13 protein-coding genes are annotated in these 18460 nt (G+C 68.4%); 5 read left to right on the forward strand and 8 right to left on the reverse strand.

Going from position 1 to position 18460, the window contains the following annotated elements; all coding sequences use genetic code 11:
* The first annotated feature begins 4 nt into the window (after positions 1-4).
* Together AB4879_RS07060 and AB4879_RS07065 are read left to right on the forward strand one after the other, a co-directional pair.
* Complete coding sequence (locus AB4879_RS07060) at positions 5-1216, forward strand: glucosamine kinase (RefSeq protein ID WP_370507023.1); 1212 nt, start codon at positions 5-7, stop codon at positions 1214-1216.
* The gene (locus tag AB4879_RS07065; protein WP_370507024.1) at positions 1206-2177 is read left to right on the forward strand and encodes an SIS domain-containing protein; all 972 of its coding nucleotides are present in this window, start codon (positions 1206-1208) and stop codon (positions 2175-2177) included. Before AB4879_RS07060 ends, AB4879_RS07065 begins: the two co-directional genes overlap by 11 nt.
* A gap of 1 nt (position 2178) precedes the next feature.
* Here AB4879_RS07065 and AB4879_RS07070 read toward each other — a convergent pair whose 3' ends face one another.
* From AB4879_RS07070 to AB4879_RS07085, 4 genes are read right to left on the reverse strand one after another with little or no spacing between them, the layout of a single operon-like run.
* Positions 2179-3645 (reverse strand): AMP-binding protein, encoded by a 1467-nt coding sequence (locus AB4879_RS07070; RefSeq protein WP_370507025.1) that lies wholly within the window; start codon positions 3643-3645, stop codon positions 2179-2181.
* Complete coding sequence (locus AB4879_RS07075) at positions 3638-4627, reverse strand: phosphotriesterase (RefSeq protein ID WP_370507026.1); 990 nt, start codon at positions 4625-4627, stop codon at positions 3638-3640. Before AB4879_RS07075 ends, AB4879_RS07070 begins: the two co-directional genes overlap by 8 nt.
* 9 nt (positions 4628-4636) lie before the next feature.
* Complete coding sequence (locus AB4879_RS07080; RefSeq protein ID WP_370507121.1) at positions 4637-8908, reverse strand: alpha-(1->3)-arabinofuranosyltransferase; 4272 nt, start codon at positions 8906-8908, stop codon at positions 4637-4639.
* Between the two features lie 46 nt (positions 8909-8954).
* Entirely contained in the window at positions 8955-9128 is a 174-nt protein-coding gene (locus AB4879_RS07085) for a DUF2613 domain-containing protein (RefSeq protein WP_102807792.1), read from the reverse strand.
* Between the two features lie 141 nt (positions 9129-9269).
* Here AB4879_RS07085 and AB4879_RS07090 point away from each other — a divergent pair, with 141 nt between their 5' ends.
* Both AB4879_RS07090 and AB4879_RS07095 read left to right on the forward strand, forming a co-directional pair.
* Positions 9270-10481, forward strand: coding sequence for a glycoside hydrolase family 3 N-terminal domain-containing protein (locus AB4879_RS07090; protein ID WP_102807791.1), 1212 nt, complete (start codon positions 9270-9272; stop codon positions 10479-10481).
* Between the two features lie 51 nt (positions 10482-10532).
* Positions 10533-11153, forward strand: a complete 621-nt coding sequence (locus tag AB4879_RS07095; RefSeq protein WP_370507027.1) for a TetR/AcrR family transcriptional regulator — start codon at positions 10533-10535, stop codon at positions 11151-11153.
* Here AB4879_RS07095 and AB4879_RS07100 read toward each other — a convergent pair.
* Both AB4879_RS07100 and AB4879_RS07105 read right to left on the reverse strand, forming a co-directional pair.
* Positions 11150-11965, reverse strand: a complete 816-nt coding sequence (locus AB4879_RS07100) for a MaoC/PaaZ C-terminal domain-containing protein (protein WP_233209348.1) — start codon at positions 11963-11965, stop codon at positions 11150-11152. The genes AB4879_RS07095 and AB4879_RS07100 overlap by 4 nt on opposite strands.
* Before the next feature lie 40 nt (positions 11966-12005).
* Positions 12006-13370: a 3-oxoacyl-ACP reductase gene (locus AB4879_RS07105; protein WP_370507028.1), complete on the reverse strand. Its 1365-nt coding sequence runs from the start codon at positions 13368-13370 to the stop codon at positions 12006-12008.
* Between the two features lie 72 nt (positions 13371-13442).
* Between AB4879_RS07105 and AB4879_RS07110 the strand changes: the two genes are divergently transcribed.
* Positions 13443-14795 carry an acetyl-CoA C-acetyltransferase gene (locus tag AB4879_RS07110; protein WP_233209338.1) on the forward strand — a complete coding sequence of 451 codons (1353 nt, stop codon included), beginning with the start codon at positions 13443-13445 and terminating at the stop codon, positions 14793-14795.
* A gap of 234 nt (positions 14796-15029) precedes the next feature.
* Here AB4879_RS07110 and AB4879_RS07115 read toward each other — a convergent pair whose 3' ends face one another.
* On the reverse strand, positions 15030-16256 hold the full coding sequence (locus AB4879_RS07115; RefSeq protein ID WP_370507122.1) for an alpha/beta hydrolase family protein: 1227 nt from the start codon (positions 16254-16256) through the stop codon (positions 15030-15032).
* A 174-nt stretch (positions 16257-16430) separates the two neighbouring features.
* On the reverse strand, positions 16431-18266 hold the full coding sequence (locus tag AB4879_RS07120; protein ID WP_370507029.1) for an acyl-CoA dehydrogenase: 1836 nt from the start codon (positions 18264-18266) through the stop codon (positions 16431-16433).
* Positions 18267-18460: the final 194 nt, after the last annotated feature.

Consider the following 18460-nt stretch of genomic DNA (forward strand, 5'->3'; position numbering starts at 1 on the left):
CGACGTGTGCGGTGACCTCGACTCACTGGATCTTGTTGACGGTAAACGACTTTCGATCGTCGCGACGAAAGACGGGCTGACCGCCGAACCGCAGGTCCGCGACTCCGCCGGGTCGTGGCGACGTGCCCGGCCCGGCGATGGTGTCGCCGAGGCGCTGCTGGCACTGTTGGCGGCGTCGCCGGAGGTGTCCGAGATCGGATCGTTCACCGTGCACGCCTGGTCAGCGCGGGTCGCAGCGGGCGAACGCGCGATCACCGTGGATCAGACCAACGAATCGGTGATCGTGGGTGACGCGGCGGTGGTTAAGTGGGCCGCCCATCTGCAGGCCGGACCGCATCCGGCGCCAGGCCGGATCGAGATGTTGCGCGCCAATGGCTTTCGGCACATGCCGTGCCCGTGGGGGCTGGTCACCTGGCGATCGGAGGACGGCGCGGAGACGCTGGTGGCCGGTGTCGACGAGTATCTGCCCGGCGCCGTCGACGGGTGGACGTGGGCGGTGGACCTGATCGCGTCGGCGGCAGCCGAGCCGGACTCCCCGGCGGACGACGTGGCGACGGCGGCCGCTGACGTCGGCACTGTGATCGCCGAACTGCACGCCGCACTGGCTCCCTCCGCGACCATCGCCTCGCCCGCCGACGCCGAGCGGTGGCGGGCGGCAGCAGCCGCGACCCTGGATGAGGCTCGGGCGCACAGTGATCCGGCCATGCGCGATCTCCTCGAAAGCCGGATGATCAACGAGATCTTCGACAGCCTGGGCGGGATGGCCGGCGCTCCGGTGATCGAGGGCCACGGCGACCTGCATGTCGGCCAGATGCTGAGACATCCCGGCGGGTACGCGGTCATCGACTTCGACGGGAATCCGGTACTGCCACCCGCCGAGCGTGTCCTGCCGATCCCGGCCGTCCTCGACGTCGCCGGGTTGGCGCAGTCACTGAGCCATGCGGCGATCGTGGCCCGCCGCCACCACCGCGTCGATGAGGTGGCGTTGTCCAGGGTCGAACGGCTGGCCCGCGATCACTTCACCCGCAGCTACGCCGCACACCTGGCCGCACTGGGGCACGGCGAGCTGTACGATCCGGCCTGTCTGCGAGCATTCCGCTTGCAGCAGGTGTTGCGGGAAGTCGTCTACGCCGCACGGCATCTGCCGCGCTGGATGTACGTTCCGGAGGCGGCACTACCCATGTTGCTCGACGAAGGAATCACCGGTGGACCCTGACGGCTTCGCCGCGGACCTGGCCCGCAAGCCCGAGGCGTTGTCTCGGCTGGCCGAACGACTCGCCGCCGGCAATCCCTGGGCAGCGGTCGTTCCGGCCAGCACGCAGCGGGTGGTGTTCGTCGGGATGGGCTCCTCCGCCTACGCCGCGGGCGTCGTGGCCGCGCGGATGCGCGCGCGAGGGATTCTCGCGGTCTCGGAGTTGGCCTCCACCCGTCTGCTGCCGGACTGGGGACCGGGCACTCTGGTGGTGGCAACCTCGGCGACGGGTGGTTCGGCGGAGACGCTGGACGCGCTGCGTAGGCTACCCGCCGGGGCGACGACGGTGGCGCTGACCAACACCGCAGGCTCGGCGATCACCGAATGCTGCTCCGCGGTCGTCGATTTGGCAGCAGAACCCGAGCGCGGCGGGGTGGCCTGCCGGAGCTATCAGCACACGCTGGCGCTGCTCATGGCGCTGGAGTCGCATCTGGCCGGCCGCGACACCGCCGGGTTGGTCGCGTCGATCGCGACGACGGCCGAAGCGAGCGCGCACCTGCTCGACACCGAGGCGGCCTGGCGTCCCGAGGTGGCAGACATGCTGCTCGGGCCCGCGGGCACTCACCTGGCGGCGCCGGCCCACCGGTTCTGCTCAGCACAGCAGGGCGCGCTGATGCTCCGCGAGGGCCCGCGCCGTGCCGCCGTCGGCTGTGAAACCGGCGACTGGAGCCACGTCGACGTCTACCTCACCAAGACCACCGACTACCGGATGCTGGTCTTCGCCGGCTCGGAGTGGGAGGACCAGATGGCGGAGTGGACGACGTTGCGCGGCACCACCGTTGTCGCGGTGGGTGGCACCGTGCCGGGGGCCCGGCTCGAGGTCCGTTACCCCGGCGACGAGCAGGATGATGTGCGGCTGCTGACCGAAGTCCTGGTGCCGGAACTGGTCGCGGCCCGCGCCTGGCAGCAGACCGCGACGGCCTGACCTAACCCCGCAGCCGGGCGATCACCTGATCCCGCACCGCGGATCGGCGGGCTTTGCCCGCGTCGTCCCGCAGCGGGGTGTCCACGAACTCCACCGCGCGCGGCACCTTGTAATCGGCCAGCCGCTGCGCCACGAACTCCTTGACGTCGTCTTCGGTGAGCACGTCACCGTCGGTGTGCACCAACGCATACGGCACCTGACCGAGGTCCTCGTGCGGCACCCCGACGGCCAGACAGGACAGCACGGCGGGGTGCTCGGACAGGGCGCTCTCGATCTCCGCGGGGTACACGTTGCGGCCGCCGACGGTGAACATGTCGACCCGACGGTCGGCCAGGTACAGGTAGCCCTCGGCGTCGAACCAGCCGAGATCCCCCAGCGAGTCCCAGCCGTCGCGGGATTTGGCGGTGCTGCCGATGTAGCGGTAGGTGGGCTGCGAACCGGGGCTGGGGCGCATGTAGATCTCCCCGAGCACCCCCGGTGGGCATTCGGTTCCCTCGTCGTCGAGGACCTTCATCTCACCGGCCACCACGCGCCCGACTGATCCGCGGTGGGTCAGCCATTCGGAGCCGCTGATGAACGTCAGCGCCTGAAGTTCAGTGCCGCCGTACAGTTCCCACACCGCGTCCGGGCCGAGCAGGTCGATCCACGCCTGCTTGACGTTCGGCGGGCAGACGGCGGCGACGTGCCACAGCCGGCGCAGCGACGACAGGTCGTAGGCGGCCGGGTTGGCGTGGTAGACGGGCAGCAGTCGCTGCATGATCGTCGGCACGGTGGTCAGGTAGTTCACCTTGTAGTCGGTGATGACCCGCAGGAAGCGCTCCGGGTCGAACCTGGGTAGCAGCACCAGGTGCTGCCCGGTCGCCAATGCGATGGTGGCCGAGGTGAATCCGGTGTTGTGGCTCAGTGGGACCGGCACCAGCTGGGTGTCGGTCGGTTCGTTGCCCATCCCCATCGCCACCAGGTCGGCCGGATACCGGCTGTCCCCACCGGCCTCGATGAGTTTCGGCCGTCCGGTGCTGCCGCCCGACGCGATCGACTTCCATGCCGGTGAAACCGCCTCGGGCAGTGGAGCATCCGAGAGATCCGGACTGCCGGTGAAGTCGGCGCCCACCGACGGCACGACCCCGCGCGGGTCGGCGCGCCCGACCAGCAGGGCGCGCGGCTTCAAATCGAGCAGCCCTTCGAATTCGGCGTCCGGCATCCGCGGTGACAGCGGTTGCGGGATGGCGCCGAGCTTCCACACCGCGACCGTCGCCTGCACCCACTCGATCGAGTTGGCCACCGCGATCGTCACGTAATCGCCTTGACCGACTCCGAGTTCGGCATAGGCGCGGGCCAGCCGGTTCGACACCGACTCCAGCTGAGCGCGCGTGATGGTGCGGCCTTCGCACGACACGGCCGGGCGATCGGGTGCCTCGGCGGCGAGCTGGCTCAGCCGGGCCCCGAGCGCAGGCGTCTGGTCACTCATAGGCGCCTTGCTTGGCGAAGATGGCGCGGGGATTGTCCACCAGCATGGTGGTGATCTGCTCGTCGGTCACTCCGCGCCGGCGCAGCGCGGGAAGCACGTCGTTGTGAATGTGCCGGAAGTGCCAATTGGGCATGGCCACCGGGACGACTTCCTCGGGCAGCCAGTCGATGTAGCAGGACGCGTCATGGGACAGCACCATCTTGTCGGCGTGCCCGCGTTCGCACATCCGCACGACGGTGTCGACGCGGTCGTCGAAACTGAGGAAGCCGTCCAGCCCGAATCGGTCCATGCCGAGGTACGAGCCTGCGGCGATCAGTTCCTCCAGATAGCCCAGGTCGGTGGTGTCGCCGCTGTGCCCGATGATGACCCGGCTGAGGTCGACGCCCTCTTCGGCGAAGATTCGTTGCTGCTCGAGACCGCGCCGGCTCAGCGCGTGGGTGTGGGTGGTGATCGGCACCCCGGTCTGTTTGTGGGCCTGGGCCACCGCGCGCAGCACTCGCTCGACGCCCGCGGTGACCCCAGGTTCGTCGGTGGCGCACTTGAGGATTCCCGCTTTCACGCCGGTGTCGGCGATGCCCTCGGTGATGTCCCGGACGAACAGATCAGTCATGATCTCCGGACCGTCAAGCAGGGTTCCCGGGCCGGTGAAGTGGAAGTACATCGGCACGTCGTTGTAGGTGTAGATCCCGGTGGCGACCACGATCTGGAGGTCGGTCTGTGCGGCCACCCGCTGGATACGCGGAATGTAGCGGCCCAGCCCGATGACCGTCGGGTCGACGATCGTGTCCACCCCGAGTGCCTTCAACTCGTTGAGCTTGGCGACCGCGTCGGCCTCGCGGGCCTCGCCGTCACCCCAGCCTTCGGGATAGTTGGCCATGATCTCCTGCGACAGGATGAAGACGTGTTCATGCATGAACACCACACCCAGGTCGCTGGTCGCGACCGGGCCTCGCACGGTCTCGACCTGTGACGGCTCTGTCATGCCGACACCCTAACGGGAAATGCTTGTGTCCTCTTTGGTTTCGCGATCAGTTCGAGGCTGTCGAGGACGGATGGCGGAGGCGGCCAGCGCGCCGACGGCGATCAGGGCGAGCAGCTGCACCCACGGTGAGTGGCCGATGTAGCCGTCGACCGAGCGCCACGGGTAGCGCGACAGCAGCGCGCCCGCCGCGATCAACCCGCAGGCGCTGGCTGTCAGTGTCAGCCGGTCGCGCAGCCGGGCCCGCCCGCGTAGCAGGTATCCGAGCAGCATGGCCGTCCCGAACACGGCCAGCCCGCCGACTCCGGCGATCAACCCTCCGGCGGCCAGCGCCCCGGCGCCGGCCAGCAGCGGCACGGCCCAGGGCCGGGCCGGCTCGTGCGCTGCCGGCGGGCGCCGCGGCGGCACCAGCGCCAACAGCAGCAGCAGCGGGAGCAGGGACAGGCCGACGGCGAGCCCGATCCGGTAGATCCGGTTCGAGGGGAAGCTGACCGTGACGGTGCCCTGTTCACCGGCAGGTACCACCCAGCCTTGTTGCCAGCCGTTGACGATCACCGGCGTGAGTGTGACCCCGTCGGGCAGTCGGGCCACCCAGCCGGGATTCACGCTTTCCGGGACCACCAGCACGCGTGCGGTGGGCGCCCGGTGGACGTCGAACTCCCGGCGATCAGCACCCCAACTGGTGACGTCGGCGGGAGTCGTTGGGGCGGTGCTGATTTGGCTGGCCAACGGGCCGGACAGCTGGGCTCCGTCCACCACGAATGCCGAGCCGGGACTGATCAGCAGCTCCTGTTGGCCGGCGGGCAGAGCGATCGGCGCCGGGTCGCACGCGCGGGCCGGGACCGGTTCGCCGTCCAGCAGTGCGCCGACGGTCGTCGTTACCGAGGTCTGCACGAACCGGCCGGACACCGCGACGATCGGTCCCTGGCCGCACGGGATCTCGATGGTGCGTTTGCGGTTGGTGGCCGCGTCGGCGGCGGCGACGGGCTTGCCGTCCGGGCCCAGTACACCCACCTCGGCCAGGCCGGGGGGCTTGAGCTGATCGAAACCCAGTGCGGTGCGGTCGATCACGTCATTCCAGTCGAGCAGGCTGATCCGGACGGTGTCGGTCAGCCGTGGACGCAGCGTCAGCCTTTGCGCACCGGCATCCGGTCTGGCGTCCATCCGGCGGACCTGCGGGCCGTCACCGAGGTCGACGGCCACCATCGTGGGATGAGTGGGCAGCGCCGACGAGCTCGGGGTCAGCACCAGGCCGGTGACCTCGGTCGGTTTCGGCAAGGTCACCGTGAGGGTGGGGGCACTGCGATGCTGCACCACGTTCTGGGGTGCCGTCCACGAGGTGCGCGGGTCGCCATCGGTTGCGGCATAGGCGGATCCGTCGACGTCGATCAGATCGGCGTCGGCGCGTGAGCGGACGGTGCCCGGCTGGGCTACGAGGTCCGCCAGATGCGGTCCCTGCCGGGCGCGGACCCAGATCGTGGGGATGACGTCGATCGGTTTGGGCACGGTCAGCGTGCGGCTCAACGTGACCGGCTCCTCGGGGGCCTGCGACATCGACGCCGCGCAGTGCACCCCGTCGGGGGAATCGGCACAGCCTTGCCGACCGAGCAGTTCGGAGCCGAGGTCCCAGCCGGCAATCGCGGACCCACCGGGCGGCCCGGGCACGACGACGCTGTGCCTGATGTCGACGGGATGGGCGAATCCGGAGGCGTCGAACTGGGTCACCGACAGATCGGTGATGCCGAACTGAACACCCGACGAGCCGTCGTCGGTGCCGATCGCGGTGATCCGGACCCACGGCGACTCGCCGTAGGGGAGCGCCACTGTGAGCGGTTTGCCCGGCTCGTCGAAACGCACTGTGGTGGTGCCGTTTACGGTGGACACCTGCAATCGGCGGACCTGGGCCCCGACAGCGGTGGCACTCGGGGTGATGGTCAGCGTTGCATTGGTGACCGGATGGTCGAAGTCGACCTGCAGCCACTGTCCGATCGCGGCCTGCAACGAGTTGGACACCCACGCGGTGGCCGAGTCGCCGTCGATGGCGGCGGCCGGTCCGCTGGCCGGCGCGACGTTGGGCAGCGCGGTGGCGTCCGACGACGAGCTCGACGCGGACAGCCGCCCTCCGGTCCAGGCGCCGTGGACGGGCCGGGCGCCGGGAACCGGGTAGTCGGGTACCCGGTTGAAGGTGTTGCGGTGGTCGCCCTCGGCCCGGGCCGCCGACGAGTGATCGTCGACCCGGCCGTAGTCGGTTTCCCGGTCGACGGGGGTATCTGTCACGGTGACCACCGGTACCGGAAGCCCGGCGCGCTGGGCGTCCGAGGTCAGCAGCATCGGGCCGAGGGGCGGTAGCCCGAGCAGCCTGCGGCGTTCGTCGATGCGCAACAGCACCTCGGGACCGCCGTCTATCCGGGCCATCCGGTTCGCATCGGTCAAGTACGGTGTCGCCGGATTGCCCTGGGCGCCAACGTGATAGATCTCGACTGCGGGATAGCGTGGCCGCAGCCCGCTGTCGCTGATGAAACCGTCCAGTGTGCCCGGTCCGACCGGGTCGCCGAACTGCGCCACCTTCTGCAGACCCGGCGATCCGTCGATGGCGCGGTGCACCAGCAGCGGGCGGGCCGAGCGTGACTTGTCCGGGTCCAGGTCGTTGCGGACCACCACGTAGGAGATGCCCTGGCGGGCCAGGGTGTCGGCCAGGCCCGCCGACGGCCGGCCCGCGGCGAACAGTCGCTGCACCGAATCCAGCGCACGGATCGTCTGCGGCGGGGTCAGGGGAATGGAATCACGTACCCCCCAAGGGCTTTCGCCGAGAACCTGCAGCGGTTCATCGTGGCTGTTACCCCAGACCTGGGTGGCGAACGGCGCACCGGGAACCACCAGCACCCGGCCTGGTGTCGGCTGACCGGTGTTGTTCTTGGTCAGCCAGTCCGCGGCCTGATGCCAGTAGTCCGGGATCGCGCGGAATGCACCGGGCGGGGTGAGCCGGCCGGTCCAGGCCATCGACGTGGCGACCATCAGCGCGGCCATCACGACGATGCCGACCGCCACCCGCTTGTCGTTCTCGGGATGCGCGAACGCCCGCACCCATACCGGCCGGGGCGCGCTGCCGGGCAGCGGGATTCGGCTGAGCAGGTGTGCGAGCCCCAGCACCAGCGGGAGACGGATCACCGGCTCCAGCTTGTGGACGTTGCGCAGCGGGGCGCCCGCCGCGTCGAGGAAGGCCTGCACGTGCTGCGCCACCGGCGAACCGAGTCCACCGGAGTAGCCGAGGCCCAGCAGCACCACCCCGGTGAGCAGCATGATGACCAGCCGGCCGCGGGCCGGCATCGAACGCAGCGCCAGCCCCGCCATCCCACCGGCTGCGACGAGAGTGGTCGCCAGCACCATGGCCGGCTGGGTGACGAGTTCGGCCGCGGCGGTGGCGTTCGGCGAGACGAACGGCGTCCAGCTGTCGGTGCCGCGCAGCATCTCGGTCAGCGACGCCCACTGCGTGGTGACCCCGGAGGACTCGATGAAGTCCAGGAACGGTGGACTGATCCGGCCCAGCAGCAGCAGCGCGACCACCCACCAGGTGACCGCTAGCGCGGAGGCCAGCGCCCACCAGGCGCTGAACCGCAGCCACACCCGGTTGGGTCGGTGACACAGCCACCAGATGATCGCCGGCAGACAGCCGGTGAGCGTCGCGACGGCGTTGACCGCTCCCATCAACGCCAGCGCCAGACCGGCGCGGCCCGCCAGCATTCGCAGCGATCTGCTTCGTCCCGACGTCCCCGGCCCGGCGGCTCCGGCGCCACCCTTCAGCGCAAGGATCACCGGCAGCAACACCCACGGCGCCAGCATCATCGGCAGCGTCTCCGAGGAGATCGACCCCAGCGTGGTCAGCACCCGCGGGGACAGGGCGAACGCCAGAGCGCCGATGATGCGCGACGAGCGGGTCCCGATGCCCAGCGCTTCGGCCACCCGCAACAAACCCCAGAAGCCGGCGGTCAGCAGCAACGCCCACCAGAGCCGCTGAGTGACCCAGCCCGGCAATCCGAGGGTGTCGCCGAGCAGGAAGAACGCCCCGTGCGGGAACAGGTAGCCGTACGCCTGGTTCTGCGCCTGGCCGAACGGCAGGTCGCTGTTCCACAGGTTGGCCGCGCGGGTGAGGAAACGCAGCGGGTTCGCGGTCAGGTCGAGCTTGGTGTCCGGCGAGATCAGTCCCGGCGACTGGGCGAAGCACAACACCAGCGCGACGAGGAAGACACAGGAGAGCCAACGCCGCGATAGCGGCGGGGTCGTGATGGGCGCCTCCGTGACCGCGGGGGAGGCGGCGGCGATAGTGCTCAGGCTAGCCGCGGTTGCCGTACTCGACGCGGTTCAGCACCGACGACGCCGGGTCGCCGGGCGACAGCGGGGGCTTGGTGTCCTGCTGGATCATCAACGTCACGCCGAAGATCGCGGCAGCTCCGAGCAGCAGACCGACCACGATGCTGGCGGCGGCGGGAACCACGAACCGGTTCATGGTCGCTTCTCCTCGCGGGTGCTGGGACGGTGCAGATCATCGGGTGAAGACCCGCAATGTCACGGGTGAATACCCGCTGGCAAACCTAGCACGCGGCCAACCTTGGTTGGCCCTCGGCGAGGGCCGTGACAGCATGTGCGGATGCCTAACCGCCTGTTCTCGATTCGCGGAGTCGCGGCCCTGTCGGCACTGCCCCTGCTGCTCGTCGGCTGTTCAGGGACCGCTTCGCGCCCCGCGGCGTCGTCGTCGGCACCGGTCGGCAAGTCGTCGTCGGCCAGCTCGGTGCCGTTGGCCGGACCGGCCCAGGCGCCTGCCTCCCCGGCACCGCCGGCGTGCGGCGACGGCCCCGGGTTGCTCAGTGCGATGTCGACCCGCGACAAGCTCGCCCAGGTGCTGATGGTCGGGGTCAAGGGGGCCGCCGATGCGCGCAACGTGGTGGACACCTATCACGTCGGCGGCATCTTCATCGGCAGCTGGACCGACCTGTCGATGCTGACCGATGGCTCGCTGCCCGACTACGCCAATGCCGGCCCGCTCCCACTGGCTGTCAGCGTCGACGAAGAGGGCGGCCGCGTGCAGCGGCTGACGTCGCTGATCGGCGACGCCCCGTCGGCGCGGGTGCTGGCGCAGACCCAGACCGCCGATCAGGTGTACCAGCTGGCACTGGACCGGGGAAAGAAGATGCGCGGCCTCGGCATCACCATCGACTTCGCGCCCGTCGTCGACGTCACCGACGCCCCGGACGACACCGTGATCGGCGACCGGTCGTTCTCCGACGACCCGGCGAAGGTGACCGAATACGCCGGTGCGTACGCCCGCGGTCTGCGCGACGCCGGTCTGCTCCCGGTGCTGAAGCATTTCCCCGGCCACGGTCACGGTTCGGGCGACTCGCACACCGCCGGGGCGGTCACCACCCCGCCGCTGGACGCTCTGATGACCAACGACCTGGTGCCCTACCGCACGTTGACCACGGAAGCGCCCGTCGCCGTCATGGTCGGCCACCTCGAGGTGCCGGGGTTGACCGGGACGACGCCGGCCAGCCTGAGTGCCGCGGCGGTGGGTCTGCTGCGCAGCGGCGGCTACGGCGGCCCGGGTTTCGACGGCCCGGTCTTCAGCGACGACCTGTCCAGCATGGCGGCCATCGCCGACCGGTACGGGGTGGCCGAAGCGGTGCTGCGCAGCCTGCAGGCCGGCACCGACGTGGCGCTGTGGGTGACCACCGACGAGGTGCCGGCGGTGCTCGACCGGCTCGAGAAGGCGGTCAATGCGGGTGAACTGTCGCTGCCCGCCATCGAGACTTCGGTGTTGCGAATGGCGCGTCTCAAAGGGCAAAGTCCCCGCTGCGGCGGTTAGCCTGAGAGATCACGGACTCAGCGACGCGGGGGTCTGGCGGAAGGCGGTGATATGGCGGGTGGCACCAAGCGGTTGCCCCGTGCCGTGCGGGAGCAGCAGATGCTCGACGCCGCTGTACAGATGTTCTCGGTCAACGGCTATCACGAGACGTCGATGGACGTCATCGCCGGTGAGGCGCAGATCTCCAAGCCGATGCTGTATCTGTACTACGGCTCCAAGGAAGAATTGTTCGGGGCGTGCCTGGCCCGCGAACTGAGCCGCTTCATCGAAGCGGTGCGTGAGGACATCGACCTCAAGCAGAGCCCACATGACCTGTTGCGCAGCGTGATTCTGTCCGTGCTGCGATACATCGACGCCAACCGGGCCTCCTGGATCGTGCTCTACACCCAGGCGACCAGCTCTCAGGCGTTCGCGCACACCGTCCGTGAGGGCCGCGAGAAGATCATCGACATGGTGGCCCGGCTGCTGGAGGCCGGCACTCGACACCCTGAGCCCGGCACCGACTTCCACATGATGGCTGTCGCCCTGGTGGGTGCCGGTGAGGCGGTCGCCGCCCGCGTCAGCGCAGGCGACGCCGATGTCGACGAGGCCGCCGACATGCTGATCAACCTGTTCTGGCGCGGCCTCAAGGGCGCCCCCGCCGACAAGGAAGCCGCACCCGCGACTTCCTAGAGCCCGCGAACCGTTCCGGTGAGGTGCGGGTATCCCTTGCTCAGGTTGCGCATCGAGATGTCCCAGCCGTCGGTGACCCGGTCGACGTAGAGACCGGCGGTGGCCGGCAGGATGACCGGCTTGCCGAACTTCACCGAGTAGCGGACCGCATCGGGTATCTGCGCCTCGATGTTGGCCAAAACCGCTGCCGCGCTGAACATCCCGTGGGCAATCACCGTGGGGAAGCCGAACAGCTTGGCGCCGACCGACGTGGTGTGGATCGGATTGTGGTCCCCGCCGATCGATGCGTAACGCCGGATCTGGCCAGGGCTGATCCTCAGGATCGCGTTGGGCGGCGGCAGCTTCGGCCGCTTGGGCGGTTCGGGTTTGGGTCCACCCGACAGGCTGGTGCGCTGCTGGTGCAGGAACGTCGTCACCTGATGCCAGGCGTGCTCGTTGCCCACGTGAATGTCGGCGATGACGTCGACCAGCAGGCCTTTGCGGTGCTCCCGCAGGTTCTCGGCGTGCACCGCGAGCTTCACGGTGTCGGTGACCGCGATCGGGCGATACCGGGTGATCTCGTTCTCCACGTGGACCGCACCCATGGCGGCGAATGGGAAGTCGAATCCGGTGATCAGGGACATCACGGTGGGAAACGTCAGCACGAACGGGTAGGTCAGCGGCACGGTGTCGCCGAAGCGAAGGCCGGTGACCGCCGCGTAGGCGGCGACGTTGGACGGGTCGATGGCCAGTTCATCGACCGTCAGGGTGCGGGTGGGCAGGTGGTCGCTGCGCGGGATGAATGGCAGCGAGCCCGCCGCGGCTCGCAGCATGTTGCGCAGTCCGCTCGGCTGTTCGGTCACGGTTGTCACCTCAGGCTCCCAGCATGGCCTGGCCGCAGACGCGGATCGTGTTGCCGGTGACGGCATTCGACGCGGGGCTGGCGAAGTAGGCGATGGTCTCGGCGACGTCGACCGGCTTGCCGCCCTGATACAGGGAGTTCAGCCGGCGGCCGACCTCGCGGGTGGCCAACGGGATCGCGTCGGTCATCGCGGTCTCGATGAATCCGGGTGCGACGGCGTTGATCGTGATGCCCTTGTCCGCCAGCGACGGCGCCAGCGCCTCGGTGAGGCCGATCATGCCGGCCTTGGTGGCCGCGTAGTTGGTCTGTCCGCGGTTGCCTGCGATCCCGGCCATCGAGGACAGCCCGACGATGCGTCCGCCGTCGCCGATGCTGCCGTTCTCGATCAGGCCTTCGGTAAGGCGTTGCGGTGCAAGCAGATTGACCGCGACGACGGCATCCCAGCGGGCGTCATCCATGTTCGCCAGCAGCTTGTCGCGGGTGATGCCTGCGTTGTTGACCAGGATGTCGGCGCGGCCCCCGTTGTGCTCGGCGTAGTGCTCACGCAGATGCGCGGTGATCTTGTCGACGGCATCCTCGGCGGTGACGTCCAGCGGCAGTGCGGTGCCACCGACCTTCACCGCGGTTTCGCTCAGGGCATCACGCGCACCCTCGACGTCGATCGCGACGACCTTGGCGCCGTCGCGGGCGAACACCTCGGCGATCGTGGCGCCGATGCCGCGGGCGGCGCCGGTGACGATCGCGACCTTGCCGTCCAGCGGCTTGTCCCAGTCGGCGGGCGGGGTGGAATCCGCGGCGCCCACATAGAAGACCTGCCCGTCGACGTAGGCCGACTTGCCCGACAGCAGGAACCGCAGCGTCGACTCCAGGCCTGTCACGGCGGGTTTCGCCGCCGGCGACAGGTAGACGAGCGAGACGGTTGCCCCGTGGCGCACCTCCTTGCCCAGAGACCGGGTGAATCCTTCGAGGGCGCGCTGGGCGATGCGTTCGTTGGCGCTGCCCGCCTCGTCGGGCGTCGTGCCGATCACGACGATGCGACCCGAGTGACCGAGATTGCGCAGCAGCGGGGTGAAGAACTCGTACAGACCGCGCAGTCCGATCGGCTCGGTGATGCCGGTGGCGTCGAAGACCAGCCCGCCGAACGAGTCGGCCCAGCGGCCGCCCAGGTTGTCGGCGACCACGTCGTAGTCCTCGGCCAGCGCCGCGCGCAGTGGCTCGACCACGCGGCCGTCACCACCGATCAGCAGTGAGCCGGCCAGCGGCGGCTCACCGGCTTTGTAGCGGCGCAGCGTCTCGGGCTGCGGAATGCCGAGCTGCTTGGCCAGCAGGGAGCCCGGCGCTGAGTTGACGATCTGCGAGAAAAGGTCGGAAGCCACGAACATGCCTTTCGAGTTGCGATGCGGGTGGACCGGGAACGAACTTACTCCAGAGTAAGGACCGTGCGTAGTATGGGTGGGTATACCCCCTCTCAAACCGAACCCAAAGGGGAGATTGACGTGGCCTCTACCACTAGAAACAGCCGCCGGGTCGCCGTGATCGGCGGCAACCGCATTCCGTTCGCGCGCTCCGACGGCGCATATGCGCAGGCATCCAACCAGGACATGTTCACCGCCGCCCTCGGCGGGCTGGTGGACCGATTCGGGCTGGCCGGCGAGCAACTCGGCGCGGTGATCGGCGGCGCGGTGCTCAAGCACAGCCGCGACTTCAACCTGATGCGGGAGAGCGTGCTCGGCAGCCAGCTCTCGCCCTACACCCCGGCGATCGATCTGCAGCAGGCCTGTGGCACCGGTCTGCAGGCGGCCATCGCCGCCGCCGACGGAATCGCCGCCGGACGCTATGAAGCCGCGGCCGCGGGCGGGGTGGACACCACCTCCGATGCCCCGATCGGGCTGGGCGACGAGCTCCGTCGCACCCTGCTCAATCTGCGCCGCTCCAAGTCGAACGTGGACCGGCTCAAGCTGGTCGGCAAGCTGCCCGCCTCCCTCGGCATCGAGATCCCGACCAACGGCGAGCCGCGAACCGGGCTGTCGATGGGCGACCATGCCGCGATCACCGCCAAGCAGATGGGGATCAAGCGCGTCGACCAGGACGAGCTGGCCGCCGCCAGCCACCGCAACATGGCCGCCGCCTACGACGCCGGCTTCTTCGACGATCTCGTCACCCCCTTCCTGGGGCTGTACCGGGACAACAATCTGCGCGCCGACTCCAGCGCCGAGAAGCTGGCCAAGCTCAAGCCGGTGTTCGGCGTGCGCAACGGCGACGCGACGATGACGGCGGGCAACTCGACCCCGCTCACCGACGGCGCCTCGGTGGTACTGCTCGCCAGCGATGAGTGGGCAACGTCACACTCGCTGACTCCGCTGGCCTATTTCGTCGACTCCGAGACCGCCGCGGTCGACTACGTCAACGGTGCCGACGGCCTGCTGATGGCACCCACGTACGCGGTGCCCCGCCTGCTGGCCCGCAACGGTCTGACCTTGCAGGACTTCGACTTCTACGAGATCCACGAGGCATTCGCGTCGGTGGTGCTGGCCCACCTGCAGGCGTGGGAATCCGAGGAGTACTGCAAGGAGCGGCTCGGCTTGGATAGTGCACTGGGCGGCATCGATAAAACCAAGCTCAACGTCAACGGCTCCTCGCTGGCGGCCGGCCATCCGTTCGCCGCGACCGGCGGCCGGATCGTGGCTCAGCTGGCCAAACAGCTGGCGGAAAAGCACAAGGCGACGGGACAACCGGTGCGTGGCCTGATCTCCATCTGCGCCGCCGGCGGCCAGGGCGTGACCGCGATTCTCGAGGCCTAGAAAAAAATCGAAAAAAGTTTCCGTGGGTTTGTAACGAACCCGTCCGGGATACAGATGTATCGGATAGCTCCGTGTTGCCGTCTGACCCCCCGACCCGACGGCAACACGGGGCATCCTCTTTGTTTGTGTCCTATTGACATGAACGAAGGACCGCCGCTGGACAAGAGGGGATTCCAGCGGCGGTCTCTATGAGGACTCCCAGCTGTCCCGCAAAGCCGATGAGCAGTCTTTCCGCTAGCCCCGGTCTACCAGCCCCGATTGCACGAGTGCGGCGTCCACGAATTGCTGCACCGGACGGGCTTGGAAGAACCCGGTATGCCCGCCGCGGTACCAGCCGATGTCCGGGCGCCCCCAGTGCTCCCACAATCCCAGCACCTGCTCGCGCGGGTGCACGATCCGGTCGGCGACGCCGGCGTAGATGAACCGGCCCTGCGGGGCGACCTTCGGTTGCAGCGACAGCGGCGAGATCATGTCGCCGATCGGTGCGGCCAACTCCAGGGTTCGGTGCCGCGGATCGTCGACGCTCAGTCCGGCGTGCCGGCCCAGGATCGACACCAGGTTGGCCGGTGGCACGCCGAGGATGGCACACGTCAGGTCCTCGTCGAGGCTGGCGACCAGAGCTGCGATGTAGCCGCCCAGCGAGATGCCGTTCACCCCGATCCGCGCGCCGGGTTGCTGCGACCTGATCCAGGCCAGCACCCGGCGCACGTCCCACACCGCCTGCGCGGTGGCGTGGACGTCGTCCATCACGTCCTCGCCGGGGAACACCGCGCCCTTCGGCAGACCTTTGGCCCGCGGGCCGTGCATCGGCAGCACCGGCAGGATGACGTTGAGGCCGAATGCCTCGTGTAGATGCCACGCCCGGAACAGCGTGAGGTCCAGATTCACCCGGCCCATCTCGGTGCCGTGGATGCACACCAGCCACGGCCGGGGCTCGCTGTGGCGCAGCATCAGTGCGTATTCGCGGCGGTTGCCGGGGTAGCTCAGCCAACGCTGGCGCCCCGGTTCCCGGGCGTAGGGCGTGTAGCCGCTGTCGAACGACATCCGCTCGTGCTTGCGGTTGCCTTTGCCGAACGTCCGGATCGATACGTTGGTCGGCACCGGCGGAGCGGCGAAAAATCCTTCCGGCCTGGCCAGCCAGCCGTGCTTGCCGTAGAAGTCGATGGCCTTGACGACTTCGGTGTTGATCTTGTCGTAGACGGCGGCGTCGCTGAGCGGCCTGCGCATGCGAAGGCCGACCAGCACGATCTCGTCCCGCAGGGCGTGCGTGGCCAGCGAAAGCGTCGGTCGCGCGACGGGCAACTCGCCACTACCGCCATCGAGGTATGCGCCCCAGGACCGCGCGTAGTACCCAGCGGTCTTGGTGAACGGCGCGACAATATTCGCCAGAGGAGCGCCACCACCAGACTTTTTGCCGGTAGCAGCCGGATGCGCCGGAACTGCATCGTTGCTGTCGGGCATTGCCATTCCTAGAATGTAGCGGATCACCAGCTCACTGCCAGAGCCCAAAGTCCCGATATCCGTGCGCCTGCGCGGGTCAGCTGGCACAAAAGACCTGAAGTCCCCGGCGAGTCGGCACCGAAACGCCAACGGCTCCGAGACCCGAAGGTCCCGGAGCCGTTGTGCGTGGATGACTCAGAAGGCTGCTTCGTCGAGCTCCATGATCTCGTTGTCCAGCGTCTCGACCACCTGGCGAGTGCTGGTCAGCAGCGGCAGCATGTTCTTCGCGAAGAACGACGCCACCGCGATCTTGCCCTCGTAGAACGAGCGGTCGGCCCCGCTGGCACCGGCGTCGAGAGCTGCGATGGCCACCGCGGCCTGCCGCTGCAACAGCCAGCCGATGACCAGGTCGCCGACGCTCATCAGGAAGCGGACCGAGGCCAGCCCCACCTTGTAGATGCTGGCGGAATCCTCCTGCGCGGCCATCAGGTAGCCGGTCATGGACGCGGCCATGGCCTGGACGTCCTCGAGCGCCTTGGCCAGCAGCTCGCGCTCCGACTTCAGCCGGCCGTTGCCCGACTCGTTGGAGATGAACGCCTCGATCTGACCGGCCACGTGCGCCAGCGCAACACCCTTGTCGCGCACGATCTTCCGGAAGAAGAAGTCCTGCGCCTGGATGGCGGTGGTGCCCTCGTAGAGCGAGTCGATCTTCGCGTCGCGGATGTACTGCTCGACCGGGTAGTCCTGCAAGAAGCCGGAGCCGCCGAAGGTCTGCAGGCTTTCGGTCAGCTTGGCGTAGGCCTGCTCGGAACCGACACCCTTGACGATCGGCAGCAGCAGATCGTTGACCTTCACCGACAGTTCGGCGTCGACGCCGTGCAGAGCCGCGGCAACCTCGGCGTCTTGGTAGGTCGCGGTGAACATGTACAGCGAGCGCAGTCCCTCGGCGTAAGCCTTCTGGGTCATCAGGCTGCGGCGGACGTCGGGGTGATGGGTGATGGTGACCCGCGGTGCGGTCTTGTCGGTCATCTGGGTCAGGTCGGCACCCTGCACGCGCTCCTTGGCGTACTCCAGGGCGTTCAGGTAGCCGGTCGACAGCGTCGCAATGGCCTTGGTGCCCACCAGCATTCGAGCCATCTCGATGACATCGAACATCTGCGCGATGCCGTCGTGAACCTCACCGACCAGCCAGCCCTTCGCGGGCACCCCGTGCTGACCGAAGGTCAGCTCACAGGTGGTGGAGACCTTCAGGCCCATCTTGTGCTCGACGTTGGTGACGAAAGCGCCGTTGCGTTCGCCGAGCTCGCCGGTCTCGGGGTCGAAGTGGAACTTCGGAACGAAGAAGAGCGACAGGCCCTTGGTGCCCGGGCCGGCACCCTCGGGGCGGGCCAGCACCAGGTGGAAGATGTTCTCGAACATGTCGTCGGAATCGGCGGAGGTGATGAACCGCTTCACGCCGTCGATGTGCCACGAACCGTCGTCCTGCTTGACGGCCTTGGTGCGTCCGGCGCCGACGTCGGAGCCGGCATCCGGCTCGGTGAGCACCATGGTCGAGCCCCAGCCGCGCTCGGCGGCGAGGACGGCCCACTTCTTCTGCTCGTCAGTGGCCAGCTTGTAGAAGATGCTCGAGAAGCCCGCTCCACCGGCGTACATCCAGACCGCCGGGTTGGCGCCGAGCACGTGCTCGGCCAGCGACCAGACCAGTGCGCGGGGAACCGGCGTGCCGCCGAGCTCCTCCTCGATACCGACCTTGTCCCAGCCCGCTTCGGTCACGGCGTGCACGGACTTCTTGAACGACTCCGGCAGCTTCACGGAGTGGGTCTCGGGATCGAAAACGGGCGGGTTGCGGTCACCCTCGACGAACGATGCGGCGACGGGCCCTTCGGCCAGCCTGCTCATCTCCTGCAGCATCTCGCGGGCCGTGTCGGCGTCCACATCGCTGTAGCTGCCCTGGCCGAGTGCCTTCTCGAGACCGAAGACTTCGAACAGGTTGAATACCTGGTCGCGCACGTTTGACTTGTAATGGCTCATGACGGCTCCTCCTCAGCGAGAATGTCATCTGAATTTTGGGCTTTGTGGTTGAGTACTTTGGTCTAAGTTACCCACCAGTAACACGGCTTACTATACCCACGGGTAACTGGAAATCAACCGCGTGTGAGCAAGTTCAGCCAACTAACCAACCCACCGGTCGGTTTGGGGTATTACCGCGCTCGTCAAATCCAAAC

The organism is Mycobacterium sp. SA01 (genome assembly GCF_041287105.1).
GTDB lineage: Bacteria > Actinomycetota > Actinomycetes > Mycobacteriales > Mycobacteriaceae > Mycobacterium.

Bases quoted from the DNA above. Each gene is read 5' to 3' on its own strand.
- AB4879_RS07090 (WP_102807791.1), top strand. From the start codon at position 9,270: ATGCCTAACCGCCTGTTCTCGATTCGCGGAGTCGCGGCCCTGTCGGCA.
- AB4879_RS07120 (WP_370507029.1), bottom strand. From the start codon at position 18,266: ATGAGCCATTACAAGTCAAACGTGCGCGACCAGGTATTCAACCTGTTC.
- AB4879_RS07095 (WP_370507027.1), top strand. From the start codon at position 10,533: ATGGCGGGTGGCACCAAGCGGTTGCCCCGTGCCGTGCGGGAGCAGCAG.
- AB4879_RS07100 (WP_233209348.1), bottom strand. From the start codon at position 11,965: ATGCTGCGAGCCGCGGCGGGCTCGCTGCCATTCATCCCGCGCAGCGAC.
- AB4879_RS07070 (WP_370507025.1), bottom strand. From the start codon at position 3,645: ATGAGTGACCAGACGCCTGCGCTCGGGGCCCGGCTGAGCCAGCTCGCC.
- AB4879_RS07110 (WP_233209338.1), top strand. From the start codon at position 13,443: ATGGGTGGGTATACCCCCTCTCAAACCGAACCCAAAGGGGAGATTGAC.
- AB4879_RS07075 (WP_370507026.1), bottom strand. From the start codon at position 4,627: ATGACAGAGCCGTCACAGGTCGAGACCGTGCGAGGCCCGGTCGCGACC.
- AB4879_RS07085 (WP_102807792.1), bottom strand. From the start codon at position 9,128: ATGAACCGGTTCGTGGTTCCCGCCGCCGCCAGCATCGTGGTCGGTCTG.
- AB4879_RS07115 (WP_370507122.1), bottom strand. From the start codon at position 16,256: ATGCCCGACAGCAACGATGCAGTTCCGGCGCATCCGGCTGCTACCGGC.